Source organism: Lutibacter oricola, from assembly GCF_900106565.1.
Classification (GTDB): domain Bacteria; phylum Bacteroidota; class Bacteroidia; order Flavobacteriales; family Flavobacteriaceae; genus Lutibacter; species Lutibacter oricola.
The window spans coordinates 603,817-618,458 of record NZ_FNNJ01000001.1 but is presented as its reverse complement, the minus strand read 5'-3'; the positions used below and the strand labels follow the sequence as shown (position 1 = coordinate 618,458).

At 30.3% G+C, this 14,642-nt stretch carries 11 protein-coding genes; all 11 read right to left on the bottom strand.

The features are described from left to right. Positions 1-4: 4 nt before the first annotated feature. Complete coding sequence (locus tag BLU40_RS02445; protein ID WP_245729880.1) at positions 5-475, bottom strand: hypothetical protein; 471 nt, start codon at positions 473-475, stop codon at positions 5-7. Between the two features lie 26 nt (positions 476-501). Further along, positions 502-1,584, bottom strand: a complete 1,083-nt coding sequence (locus tag BLU40_RS02440; RefSeq protein WP_090119361.1) for a serine hydrolase domain-containing protein — start codon at positions 1,582-1,584, stop codon at positions 502-504. 22 nt (positions 1,585-1,606) lie between these two features. Continuing rightward, positions 1,607-2,452 carry a CE1 family esterase gene (locus BLU40_RS02435; protein ID WP_090119360.1) on the bottom strand — a complete coding sequence of 282 codons (846 nt, stop codon included), beginning with the start codon at positions 2,450-2,452 and terminating at the stop codon, positions 1,607-1,609. 183 nt (positions 2,453-2,635) lie between these two features. Beyond that, positions 2,636-3,301, bottom strand: coding sequence for a hypothetical protein (locus BLU40_RS02430; protein WP_090119358.1), 666 nt, complete (start codon positions 3,299-3,301; stop codon positions 2,636-2,638). A gap of 4 nt (positions 3,302-3,305) precedes the next feature. Next, the gene (locus BLU40_RS02425; RefSeq protein WP_090119356.1) at positions 3,306-3,803 is read right to left on the bottom strand and encodes a sigma-70 family RNA polymerase sigma factor; all 498 of its coding nucleotides are present in this window, start codon (positions 3,801-3,803) and stop codon (positions 3,306-3,308) included. 191 nt (positions 3,804-3,994) lie between these two features. Beyond that, on the bottom strand, positions 3,995-5,788 hold the full coding sequence (locus BLU40_RS02420; RefSeq protein WP_090119354.1) for a helix-turn-helix domain-containing protein: 1,794 nt from the start codon (positions 5,786-5,788) through the stop codon (positions 3,995-3,997). Positions 5,789-5,984: 196 nt separating this feature from the next. Continuing rightward, positions 5,985-7,397, bottom strand: a complete 1,413-nt coding sequence (locus tag BLU40_RS02415; RefSeq protein ID WP_090119352.1) for a sulfatase family protein — start codon at positions 7,395-7,397, stop codon at positions 5,985-5,987. A gap of 119 nt (positions 7,398-7,516) precedes the next feature. Continuing rightward, positions 7,517-9,073 (bottom strand): sulfatase family protein, encoded by a 1,557-nt coding sequence (locus tag BLU40_RS02410; protein WP_090120301.1) that lies wholly within the window; start codon positions 9,071-9,073, stop codon positions 7,517-7,519. A 217-nt stretch (positions 9,074-9,290) separates the two neighbouring features. After that, on the bottom strand, positions 9,291-10,673 hold the full coding sequence (locus tag BLU40_RS02405) for a glycoside hydrolase family 28 protein (RefSeq protein WP_090119350.1): 1,383 nt from the start codon (positions 10,671-10,673) through the stop codon (positions 9,291-9,293). A gap of 188 nt (positions 10,674-10,861) precedes the next feature. Then, positions 10,862-12,970, bottom strand: a complete 2,109-nt coding sequence (locus BLU40_RS02400) for a glycoside hydrolase family 88 protein (RefSeq protein WP_090119348.1) — start codon at positions 12,968-12,970, stop codon at positions 10,862-10,864. A 9-nt stretch (positions 12,971-12,979) separates the two neighbouring features. Then, positions 12,980-14,635, bottom strand: a complete 1,656-nt coding sequence (locus tag BLU40_RS02395; protein ID WP_090120299.1) for a sulfatase family protein — start codon at positions 14,633-14,635, stop codon at positions 12,980-12,982. Between the last annotated feature and the right edge of the window lie 7 nt (positions 14,636-14,642).

Sequence of the window (14,642 nt, the reverse complement as noted above, 5' to 3'; positions counted from 1 at the left end):
TAATTTAGTTTAATCTTCTTTTAAAAATATATCGTGTAATAAAAATTCCATTGTCATCTTTTACGCCTGCATCACTTTCTACTGCACTTGTTACAAACAATAAATCCCAACCTTCAGAAAGCATCGCAGTTAATTTTGAAGAAATTAAAGCGTCATTTGATGCTATATTTTGAAATCGTATGCCTGCAATATTGTAAAAGTTCAATAATTTGGTTTCCTCAAAACCTTTTGTTCTAATATCTTTTCTTTTAGACTTATTACGAGTATTATTTTCTGCTGTTTGACTAGATGTAAATTGTTTATAATCTATTTCGTTATTTGATGAAATTATACGAGATCTTCCTAATCCGCTAGGAACAATAGATTCTACACTTGTAATAACTTTAATCTCAAACTCTTGTTTTGGTTTTTCCTGAGCAAAAATAGTTGTGACTAATAATGTAAATAAAGTGATTGTAGCTACTAATTTTTTCATTTTCTAAATGTTTTTAATTTGTTTTCTTAGTTAAATTCGTTTGGTAACAATTGCTCAATAATGGTATTTCGTTGCGTTCCTGTATCATCTTGTTGATTACTTAATAATACAATTGTTGCATTGTATTCTGGAATAAAACCAATCATACTCCAATAACCATTAATATCGCCTCCGTGCCAATACATTGTAGTATTACCTTCTTGTGTTGTAAACCATCCTAAACCAAAATCTACATAACCACTTGGAACATTTTGAGCAAAAATTTCATCTTTTTCAGCTTCAGTAAACCAGTTTGTTCTTACTGCGTTTGTCCAAACTTCCATATCTTTTGGAGTACTACTAAAGTCACCTGCTCCAAATGCAATTGGCATTGGATACGTACTATTAATGTTACCGTTATTATAACCTTCAGCGTGCGTATCAGTATTAATTACATTTAAACCTTTACTTGTGTTAGCCATACTTAAAGGTGATAATATTTTTTGCTGAAGATATTCGTGGTAAGACATTTGAGACATTTCCTGAACTAACATTGCTGCAATAAGAAAGTTTGAATTACTATATTGTTTTCCTGAACCTGGTGTAAAATTTAAACCGTCTTCTGACACCATCTCTGTAATTACTTCATAAATACCTTCTTCATCAAAGGTTTCACCTTGTTTGTAAGATTCTTCAACTACAAATTGATAGTCTGGAATACCTGATTGATGCGATAATAAATGTGCAATTGTAATTTGATTTCCATTTGGGAATTCAGCATCAAATTCATCTAAAGTTTGATTAAAACTACTGATGTAGCCATCTCTTTTTAGTTGAACAATTGCCGAAGCTGTTAATGTTTTACTTACTGAACCTATTCTATATTCAAGTTCAAAATCTTGTGCTAATCCTGTGGATTCATTTGCCAATCCAAAACCTTGACGTACTAAATCATTTCCGTTCTTAGTTACAATTGCAAAACCTTGAAAATCAACTTCAGTTAATAAATCTTCAACAGTTGTATAGCTATTGATTGGTGGATTAACATCATTGTCATCGCTTGAGCAAGACGTTAATAATCCTGTTATTAATAATGCTAAGATTACTGAGATTTTACATAGTGTTTTCATAATATTATAATTTGTGTTTTTTTTAGTTATTTATAAAGTTTGCTAATATGTTGTTGAAGTTTATATCTTGAGTTGTTTTTCCTAAAGGAAAACCTACATTAAAAGAATCTGTTCCTGGCCAAGTGTGACCACCATTTTCAATTAGAATTTCAGTTACAGAATCGTAATTTTTAATGGTTACTGAAGTTTCATCTTCAACAGTATTAATAGTTTCAATTTTGGCTTTGTCAGTTGCATTATTTCTTTTTTTCCAATAATCTATACATTCAGAATGTGATACATATGCATTCTCTTTACCATCCATTTTTACAATATAATCTGCAGTTCCGTGAACAAACATTGCTTTAACAGGCTCGTTAGATTGCATTCTGTTTTTAACTTCAACTGGCATTGGAGCTCCAACAGCTACAAAACCTTTTATTTGGTTAGGTAATTCAGCAACCAATCTTTGAATAAAAAAACCTCCTCTTGAAAGTCCTGTTGCATAAATTCTATTTTTATCGATAGAATAATTTTTTACTAACTTTTCAATTAAAACTTTTATAAATTCAACATCTTTTGTTCCTGTATCATAATCTTGTTCAAAACCAACATTCCAATCGTTGTTTATTCCTTGTGGATAGGCCACAACAATTTCAATATCTTCTGCTAGGGTATTTGTATTGGTATAAAACATTTGCTCTAAAGCCGTCATACCTGATCCGTGAAAATTTAATAAAAGTGGTACCTTTTTAGTTGAGTCAATTTTATTGGGTTTATACACCGTAAATTGTCTAATTGTATCATTTACTTTTACAAATCTTGTTTGTGCATTAACGCTTAATGCTAAAATGCATATGGTTAAGCTTAAAATTAATTTTGTCTTCATTTTTTGTTTTTTTAGTTATTATTAATTGTTGAAATCAACACTGCAAATTTGACCAATAGTTTCCTTCAAATCGTTCGAGATTATAATTTCAAACGTTCGGAATATTATTAAAAAATTGATGTGATATTCTAGTTCAAAAAAGTATGATTGAACCTGGTTTTTAGTGTAGTATTGAATTAAATATTATTGATTATTTTCTTCAAATGTTTTTATATCATCTAAAAAAACTATAGCATCATTAACCTGACTTCCATTTCCCATTAATAACCAGTTTAGCCATTTTTTATTTATGTTTTTAGGCTTTAAAGCTCTCAATACTACTAATGAAATAATTTCAAGGACAACTGTACTAATTCCGAAGGAAACCAGCATTTTAAAGTCTAATACTTCCATTAAATCTATATTTAAAATTGCTTTGAATAAAAACAACGCTATAAATGGTCCAAAGGGCAATAAATAGCTTGCAATTCGTAAGTTTTTAACTACTGCTATTTTAATTTTAGATAAGTCTTCCTGAATCGTTAAAATTTCATTTTTGTAGTCTACTAAAAGTATCAATTTCAGTTGTTTGATAGATGAAATCACAAACCAAATTGAAAAAAAGGAAATCATTAATCCTGAAAATACAAAATACCAAAATTCATAATTTAAAACGGTAAAACACAATGCATATGAAGCAACTAAAGTGTTGAATAGTAATGTGCTTATTGGTAAAAAAAGTAAATTCTTTAATGATGATTTTGCTTTGTCAATTTTAACTTCTTTTAGTAGTTCTATATTAAATTTTCTATTTTGTTCAAGAATCATTTCGTTCTGTCTCCAAATATCTTGTATATCTATATGTTCCATACTATTATTTTTTAAACTTTTTTTGTAATTGTTTTTTTATTCTACCTATTTTGGTGCCTACATTACTCACGGAAATTCCAACAACTTTTGAAATTTCGGTATGGCTATTACCATCTAAATACATAATTAAAATTGCTTTGTTTAACGGATCAAATTCTTGAATAAACTGTCTTAACATCTTCACTTTCTCATCCATTTCGTGATTGTAAGTTTCTTCAATAGTTACCACTTTAGATGGCATTTCTGCAAAATATTTTTTACGATTGTTTGTTTTACGGTAATGAGAGATAGCAACATTAAAAGCAATTTTATACATCCAAGTAGTTGTTTTTACTTTATGGTCGAAATTCTGGTAACTATTAATGATTTGAAAAATAATTTCTTGAATTAAATCTTCTTGCTCATTAACATCTGTACAATAACTATTAACCACCTTGTAAATTAATCGCCTATTTTCTTCAATAAGAGTTGCTATTTCTATATTCTTATTTGAATATTTCATTTTTAATTATAATTTCAAATACTTGTTTACTTCATTAATCGTTCTTCAGAAAAAAAATCACACATTTTTTTAATTTTCTTTCAAAATTTTTTCAAACTTATATAAAATGGAATGGTAAATAGTACTGAATTACATTTCAGAACGCTTTTACAATAAGCACTTAACAAACAAAGAGAAGTGTAATTAAAGTTTTAAAGAGACTGATTTTTAACCCACTGACTTGGAGTAATACCTTCTACCTTTTTGAAATATGTATTAAATACACTTTTAGAATTGAAACCACTATCGTACGCCAAACCAAGAATAGTTATATGGCTGTTTTTAGGGTCTATAACAAGTTTTTTAAAATGATTTATTCTAAATGAATTGATATAATCATTAAAATTTTGATGATATGCTGTGTTTAATAACCAAGATAACTTATTTGGGTGTAATTCAATGTTTTCAGCCAAACCTTTAAGTGTTAAATCAGACTTTAAATAATTAGCATCTTCATTTATAGTTTGAGCTATTTTAGTTTTAAAATGTGCAATTTCATCTTCACTCAAAAGCAGTTGCCTTGGCTTCGACTTTTTAACTTCATTTTTAATTGGCAAAACATCGTTATAAAAAACTTTATCTTGTAACGCTTTAAACTTAGGTTCTTTTCTTAGTATTTTTAAAAATGGATCGTTATTGAAATTTACAAATTGTCCAGGTTTTGTATTAATTATGTACTCCAATTTTTGAAAATTTGTTTCTAAATTTTCTTCTTGAATAGCTAAATAGAAATCCCAATCTATTAGTGAGCTTTGTTTAGTTTCAGAATTTGAATTTAATAGCTTATTTAAAGATGCATTTGGAAGCTCTTTTTTATTTATACTACAAAATAATTTATGAAGTACTAATTTTAAATCCTTCAAAACATCATTACTTTCAATAAAATTAACAAATGATTTCCAATTATTTAACCATATAAAACAAGCTAACTTTGTTTGAATTGCCAATGAAAACTCTGAATCTATTTCAATAGCTTTTTCTAAATATTTTAAAGCAGTATTGTAATCTTTATTTAAATAATAAATAACTCCTTTGGTATAAAAATGATTGGGAGATAGCGGATTTAAATCCAATGCTTTATCTACATATTTAATTGCTTCTTTCCAATAACCTATAGCTGTAAAAATTTCTGCTTTGGCTTCAAAAACATCGGAATATCCTGGATTAATCTCAATGCTCTTATTTAAAAATTCGAGTCCTTTTTTATAATTCCAATCTCTCCAAAAACTATTGGTAGATTGGGCAAAATACAGCTTAAACGAATTGGGGTTTAACTCTTTACCTTTATTTAGAAAAAATTCACTTAACGAAAATCCTTCCTCTTGATCCATAAAACCCCAACTAGCCAAAATTCCATAGCACCAACCAATTGCAATATAAGCATCAGAGTAGTTCTCATCAATTTCAATACATTTTTTGTATTGCTTAATAGCTTTGTAAATATCTTCTAAATTCCAATTTAACTGAAGTGCTCTAGCTTTTAAATATGCTTGATAGGCTTCTACATTTTTGGTATCAATTAACACTAAATGTTCATTGATATTTAAATGCCCAAAATTCTCTCTAATTCTATCTGCGATCAACAAACTAATTTCGTCTTGAAGTTGAAAAATATCATCTAATTCTCTGTCAAAATTTTCTGACCAATAATGTAAACCAGTTTCCGATTCTATTAATTGAGCAGTAATCCGAACTCTATTTTGTGATTTTCTTACACTTCCTTCTAAAATAGTTTTTACACTTAACTTTTCTCCTATAGTTCTAATGTCAATATTTTTTCCTTTAAACGAAAAGGATGAAGTTCTGGCAATTACTTTTAAACCTTCTATTTTGGTAAGTGCATTGATAATTTCTTCAGTAATACCATCGCTAAAATACTCATTGTTAACATCATTACTCATATTAACAAAAGGAAGTACTGCTATAGATTTTGAAGAATCTGCCATTTAACAAATATAAAATTTTATACTAAAAATTCTAAAACCTATAACGATTAGAAGCTAAAATTGTAACATCAATTGATTTGCGTTTATTTTTTTAAATAATATAAAACCTAAAATAACATTACTAAGAAAAGAAGTTTATAACCTTTCTTATAAGTATAATTTCCTGTAAAGTTTATACTTTCTCATTATTTTCTAGTTAATCATTTGGATTTACAATATTCTCCCAATTCGTATATAAAACACGTTCTTTTGCATTTCTACCTCCTATAATCGAAGGTGCTGGTGGCGCTAAATCAAGAACTTTTTGAAGACTTTTTTTTGCTTTTTTGGCTGCTTTATTGTTTGAAACCTGCATTAAATTATGCTTCTCATGAATATCATTTGGAACATCATACAACTCACCAGTTTTATACAGCTTATAAGATTGATTTCGAACAAATTGAACTCCTTTAAATTTTCCCCAATACGGTTGATATTGCCAAAACACCCAATCGCGAGGCTTGCCCGTTTTACCTTGTAATTGAGGTAAAAAACTTCTTCCATCAATTGGATCATCAGCAGCATGTTTAATATTAGCAGCATCAGCAATGGTTGTATAGAAATCAGTAAAATCAATTAAATCATTACTTTTTACACCTTGTGGAGTGTGTCCTTTCCAATAAGCTACTAATGGTACGTGAGTTCCCATATCTACAGTTTTACCTTTGGCTCCAGTAATGTTTTTTCCTTTCCACTTAGAGGTAATTGAAGCTGTTCCGTTATCTGAAGTAAACAAAATAATTGTATTATCGAGCTGTCCGATTGATTCAACTTTGTCAACAATTTTACCAACCAATTTATCTAAATAATTAACCATTGCAACATAATTTGCTTTCTTTAAATCTTTGTCTTTTGGTGTTTTATTAGCATCCTGAGTTCTAGGTTTATCACCAATTGTATCAGGTGTTGGAACAAATGGACTATGAACTAAAACAGTTGGATAATACACAAAAAATGGTTCATCTTTATTCTTTTCAATAAAGTCACAAACAAAATCAGACATAATATCTGGTCCATATTTGTCTTTATTATCTTCAACAGTTAAAAATTCTCCATTTTGAAGCAACGGCGGACTCCAAAAACGCTCCCCACCATTTTCACCAGTTTTACGTGTAGTAACTTGCCACAAACACGACTCATCAAAACCAGCTTTTTGAGGTCTTGATTTATCTAAAGAGCCAGGTAAATTATTGTACAATCCGTTCAATTGCCACTTACCTGCAATGGCAGTTTTATAACCTGCATTTTTCATTAAATGTCCGAATGTTTTATCCTTTGGGTTTAGGTAACCAAAATGTGTATAATTCCTAAAATTATATTGACCAGTCATAATTTTTACACGTGATGGTGTACAAATAGGCATAGAATAACAATGATTAAATTGAACTCCCTTTGAAGCCAAAGCATCAATATTTGGCGTTTTATAGTCTTGTGCTCCATAAGTACCAAAACAATTCCAGCTAACATCATCTGCCATTATTAAAATGATGTTTGGTTTTTTCTGCGCTGTTAATTGTATTGCAATTAGTAAAACTACTATTAAAACTATATTTTTTCTATTTAAATCCATCTCACTCTATTCTTTTCAACTTACAAAGTTCTTCAACATTTAGTATTACCCAACATATCTTTGCTTATTTAATGCTTCATTGATTTATATTACGGGCACATAATTAAATAAGCTATATATTAATGATTTCCTAAATAAACATTAGATTTAATAGTTTCTTTATACTTCTTTAACAATGAAGCTACTTTGTCTTGATAAGCAGGGTTATTGATATAATCTTTGGATTGTTCTTCAATTTGGTTATCATTCAAATTAAATAATCCAATAGGAGTTGCGTCTAAATAATCTTTCGTTTTTTTATTGACTTGAAGAATTAATTTCCAACCTTTATCATTTATAATATATTCTTTATCTGCACCACCTTGAACCATTAAAAAATCATGTGTTTTGGCTCCTTTAACATTTTTAAGAACTGGCATTAAGTTATGAGAATCTTGCGCAACAGATTTTCCAATAGTTTGATTTGTAATTCCTGCCAATGTTGCCATAATATCCATACCAATTATTGGCTGACTAGATTGCTGTTGTTTCTTTATATTATGAGGCCATGACACTATAAAAGGCACACGATGTCCGCCTTCATATGGTAAATTTTTAGAGCCTCGATATATGCTACTTGGTTGATGACCTGAAGAATAACTATCTGGAACAATATCTGGTCCCAATCCTCCATTATCAGAAGTGAAAATTATTACCGTATTATCATAAACTCCTTGTTTTTTTAGTTCGTTAATTAACATACCTACTTGTTGATCCAACTCTTTAACCATATCTAAATGTTTTGATGGAGTTGTTCCTTTGATTTTAACACCATTAATTTCAGTTGGTGGAGCGTGTGGTGTATGAACAGCTTGTGAACAGTAATACATAAAAAACGGTGCTGTTTTATTTGCATTTTCAGCAATATAATCAACGGCTTTACTTGCTAAAAGAGGCCCCATTTCGCTTGGATTCCAATTAGAATCTCCCCAACCCGGCTTATTAAAATGATCTACACCTAAACGTTTATAATCTTCTTGATTAATAACTTTTATTGTTGAATTTTCTTTTAGCTTTAACCATTTATGGTTCTCATAAATAGCATACGGCGTGTTTTGTATACCAGCAGGTAATGAAAGACTATAATCAAAACCAAACTGTTTTGGACCATATAATATTTTAGTAATATCTACTGGTACACGTGGATTCTTCTTTTCTTGTCTATTTGAAATAAATAACACTTCGGAATTATCTTTTCTTCCGAAACCAGTACCAATATGCCATTTACCAAAAAATGCAGTGTTATAATTGGCTTGTTTCATTAAACGACCCAAGGTTAATTGTTCCTCTTTAATCACTGGTTTTGAATATCCTCCCCAAACACCCCAACCTTCTGCACTTCGGTAACAGCTATTACCTGTCATAATAGCGTAACGTGATGTTGCACACAAAGCTGCTGGCGAATGTGCGTTTGTAAAAATCATTCCTTCATTAGCAAGTTTATCTAAGTTAGGTGTTTCCAAAACAATTTTATTACTGTGTAATTTTCTATAATATGAAACATCACCTGTTCCTAAATCATCTGCTAATACAACAATAACATTTGGTCTGCTGTTTTTTTGCGCAAACATTTCAACACTAAACACCGTTAGTAAAGTTATAAGTGCAACTACTATTTTTATTTTAAATACTTTCATTTTTGAATTTATTTCCACTTTAATATTTCATTCATTTCTCTCAATAAGAAAATTATATTTTATCTACTCTTATTCATGAGATTTCACTTATTCACTAAATCTTTTCTTAGGTTACTTCAATCAGTAAAAATCCCAAAAATCAACTATAGTGTCCTTATACTTTTTTGTATCACCTAATTCTATTGCTTTTTCTCTCATTTCTTTTTTCATCATTATTTTAGTTTACATCATCAAATACAATCTCTTTACGCTGATCATCATCAAGTAGCGTAAATTTTATATTGTCAGTTTTAAGATTATTAATATGTCGGGCATAAATACCATAAGCTGGAGACACTCCAAAAAAGCTAAACTCAGGATATCGTTTTTCATCCTCTGCAACCACTATTTTTGAGTGTTCTTCATTACCTCCTCCAGGTAGTGTAATTTTTATATTATTTAAACTCACCTTGCCTATTTTATGATTGGAAGTACCTGTTATAAAAATTCCAGATGGTGGTGAAACACGAGATTCCTCAATGCTTCGGGAAATTGCAGAAATATTGCTGATACTTATGTTGTTAATGCTTCCTACCTTTTGTTTAGGAGCATAACGATATGTTCTTAAACGCTCTCCAAGACGAACAAAAATTGGCATATCAACATTTTTCATTGTAAGACTATCTAGAACTATATCACTTATGTTAGCACCATCAACACTTAGCACTTTTATTCCTCCTCCTTTGGTATTATGTAGGTAGCAATTCTTCACCGTAATATTTTTAAAGTCTCCCATACTTTCCGTTCCAAATTTTACGGCTCCCCAATTACTTTTTAAACGACAATTTTCCACTAATATATTTTGAGTAGGAACTGGACTTGTTGTTTTAAAACAAATAGCATCATCGGCTGTGTCTATATTGCAATTTTTAATCACAGCATCAGAACTCGAATCCATATCAATACCATCGGTATTATGATTATTATGGTTATAAATATCAATTCCATCCACATTAATTTTATTGGACTGAAAAAAATGTAAAGCCCAAGCCGCTGCAGAACGAAGATGAACATCTTTAACCGTAATATTTGATGACTTTACGAATCGAACTAAAAAAGGACGGTTTGATTGATACTTTCTAACTTTAGATTTTTCAAACCCAAATTTATCAGCATTCAGCAATAGGTTTTCTCTTAAAAAATGTTTCCCCATTCCATCTATTGTTCCGTTTCCAATAATTCCAATATTAGAAACGTCTTCAGCGCCAACTAAACACTTACCTCTAAGTTGCCCAACGGCATCTGTAAAAGGGTCAATACTTTTATAATCTAATGGATTTTTACTTCCTATTAGTTTTGCTCCTTCATCAATTTTAAGGATAACATTATTCTTCAACAAAATTGTTCCAGTAATATAATTACCTTCTTTCATTATCACCATTCCACCTCCTGCTTCACTACAAGCATCAATGGCATTTTGAATGGCTACTGTATTAATTGTGGTGCTATCAGCAACAGCTCCAAACTCTCTAATATCCCAAGAAGATTTTGATTGGCAAGAACTTATTAAAATGAAGATTCCAACGAAAAAAACAAGTCGGTATTTTTGTATAATTTGCATTTATAATGAATTTATTGTTTTACCATCGTTTACTGCACCGTAGTCACTAATGTTGTATTCCTTAACCTGTAATGATAGGTTTACAAACATGAATACAAAAAAGCAGATAGAATATTTAGTTATATCATTTATTTTCATTGAATTGTTGTATTTGAATGGTTAAACTATTTTGTGGTTCTCAACTTTTATTATTTCCATTTTAATATTTCATTCATTTCTAAGAAAAAGAACAATGCCCAATCTTGGTCATTTGCCCATTCATCGTAAAATTCTGCTTTTACACCGTTCACTTTTTCTGGATAAATATATACTGCTGCTCCAGTACCATTGTCTCTAATATTACAAAGGTTGTTTTCTAAACATATTTTTCCTCTACGTAAGTATTCTTCATTTCCTGTAGCTGCGTAATACTGAATATATGCTCTACCTGTTAATGCAGACCAATAATGCGGCATAGTATCTCCCCACGATTGTCTTTTTCCAAACCAATATCCATCCCAATGACGAATACCTACTTCATTTAAATGATAATCTGGTTGTTGGCCATTAAAAGCTTCCAATATTTTAAGATGTTTTTCACCTTCTTCTAAATAATGTTTGTCTTTGGTAATGTGATATAATTCCAAATAGAAATTAACAGCTGGCGAAACAATAGACTGCTCAAAAACAACTTCGTGACTAGGATAATTAATTCCGTTTTTATCATATTCTTTAGCCACCATTTTATAATCATTCAACAAAATTTCAGCTTCTTTATTAAACCCAGCTTCACGTAAATAATCGATACTTTTTTTAATAGGTACACAAATAGCATAGAAATCGTAACCAAACTCTTTATACCATTTACGCATTGTGTGGTAACAATCTTTAATGTAAACTGGATTTTTAGTTTGTTTGTATAATTCTGCATAAAAAGCAGCAACCCAAGGATAATTATAACCTCTGTGTCGTTTTGTATGATCTACTGTTGAATAAACCTTATACTCTGGCGTTTGTAATTTATAGCGTACAAACTGGTAATATTCTTCTAAAGACTCTTTATATTTCTTTTTTGAATTTGGAAATTGCTGCAACCAATTTGCAATGGCAACACCCATTCCTAAACGTTCTGCACCTTCATCGTGATCTACTTTAAATGGAATGTTTTGATAAATCTCATTTTCTTCATTATCATACACCATATAAGCACCAAAACGTGGATCTGATTTATCTTTCATTTGTTGCTTATCAATAATAAAATCGACCCTTTTTTTCAATAACTTTTTTGTTGGAAGCGAAAAATATAGGTTGATTACCGTTTTTTTACCATTATAATTTAAGGTTACAACTTTATCTCCTATTTTTTTTGCTTTGAATTCTGCTGTTATTACATTACCTGTTTGCTTGAAACTAATTGGAGTTCCTTCCACCGAACAACTCACATTCTCTAATTTTTTGTTCGATTTAAAACGCATTTTAGCAGTTTCACCCAATGGAATAAAATACTTATCAGCCTCTGCAATTACGGTTCCGTTTGCTAATGCTTTTGCATAAAAATCTTCATAACCATTATGCCAAAATACTTTCCACGTTAATCCATAAGTACTATTTGGTTTTATAGTTTTTGGCTCTACTTTTAATGTAATTCCACCACGTAGATTTGAACCTGCTACTTTTCTTGGCATTGTACTCGTGTTTACAAGTTCGTAATGACGAATACTTCCATCAGTTACCACCAAACCTAAATGAGGTGCTTCTGTTCCCATTCTAATAGCATTTAAGTACGATGAATTGTATCCTCCTGCCCAAACATGTACATTACAACGGCTTGTCATACAAACTTCTGCTCCACCAGCATACCAATCTTTTAACGGTGTGTAAATACCCATATCAACAACTTTTAAATCTTTTGAACTGGTGTTTTCAACATTAAAATTCTCAATTAATTCTCCTTCATTGTTGAATGATCTTGTGATATTCATATTAAAATCTGGAAAGTTATACGTGTAAGTTGTTTTTCCATCTTTTACTGAAATATTAGAAATTGAATTCCATTTAAAGGTTTCTTTTTTTCCTGCTTTTTCTATGGTTATAAAACCTAAACCCCAACCAAATTCAGGAGTAAACCATTCTAACTCACTTCCATCTGCAGCAAAAATCCAATTCATATTATGCTTATCATTCTTATGCATAATCTTCTGAATTCCTCCAGTCTGCATATCCGTATGAATAATAAAATCTGTTTCTTGTGATTGCGCGTTTCCTATCCCTATTGAAAATGCAAATAGAAATAATATCTGTTTAATAAGTTGTTTCATCTCTGAATTTTAAATTTTTGATTTTATATTTGTATAACTGTAAACTTTGGGCTTGCCTTTACCTCTAGCTTTTTTAATTTCAATTTTCCAAGCTTGTCTTAATTCTTCAAGAATTGCTTTGTGCTTCGATTCGTTTACTAAATTGTGAACCTCGTTTGGATCTTTCTTTAAATGATATAACTCTTCATAAACAGGTTGTTCTCCGTTTATAGGTCCTTCAACAAAACTTCTATAAACCGCCATTTGACTTGGGTGCACTTCATACAACATTACTCGCAAAGGAATTTTATATTCTTTGGCTAGTTCTACTCTCTTTTGAGCTGAAATATTGTTGTTTTTATAATATCTAATGTATTTCCAATCTTTTGTTTGAACAGCTTCACATCTAGGATTCCCAAAGGTTGTAGACCATAAATTTTCGGTGTATAAATAATCTCTAACTTTTGGTCTTTCTCCATTTATAAAATTGGAAAGATCTTTTCCTTGCATTGAATTTGGAATCTCAGCACCTGCTAATGATAATAATGTTGGAGCAACATCAATAGTTTGTACTAAAGCATCACTTTTAAAACCTTTTTTCTGTTTTGGGTTGTACATAAACATAGGTACGTGTGTTGTTTTTTCATAACACAACGATTTTCCTCCTAAGCCAAATTCTCCCATAAATAATCCGTGATCTGAAGTAAAAATGATAATGGTATTTTTATCTAATTTTAGTTCTTTTAATTTTTCACGAAGTTTACCTACCAACCTATCAACTCCAGTTATACATTGCAATTGACGAATATAACGTTCACGAAATCCTTCAGGAGTATCCACATAATCATAACCTGTTTGTCTATCATCTGCATGATGAATTTCTGCAGGAAGCTTGGGCGTTTTAATATCTGCTCTTGCAATATAGTTTTCTGGCAATGGAATTTCTAAATCTCTGTAAAGCGTTTTGTAAATAGCATCATCCGTTTCTTTTTGACGCATAGAGCTAGTTGTTGCTCCATGTGGAATATTGAAATTTAAATTCAATAAAAAAGGTTGATCTTTAGGTCTGCTATCTAAAAAACTAATGGCTCCTTTTAGTCTTCTTGCATTTGGATCTAAAAACTGTTCTACTCCTTCTTGTAAAATTTCAACCTGCGTATCTGCAATAGCATCTTGAAAAATTTCACGTTTTTCCTTTGGATAAAAATAAACACCTCCATGACTTGCATACCAATAATCAAAGCTTTTCTCTAACAAACCACTTTCATAACCTCCTTTTCCAATTGGTGAATGATTTTTACCAATATAACCTGTATAATAACCAGCTTTACGCATTAAAACTGGATACGATTCTGACCAAGCTTCATTTGAAACAGTTGTAGCTGAATTAAAATTTACCCCGTGTTTACGTTCATACTGTCCTAACAAAATAGAAACCCTACTTGGTGTACAAATAGCACTACTTACGTGTGCATTTGTAAACAAAACACTTTCACCAGCCAACTTATCTAAATTAGGAGTTTGTATAATTTTATTTCCTGTACACCCCATCATTCCATAGGATTGATCGTCGGTTAAAATGAAAATGATATTTGGACGCTTATTATTCTGCGAGTAGCCTGAAATAACATACAACCCTAATATTACAACCAAAACAAGTTGTTTAAAATTTACTTTCTTATACATTTTTAAT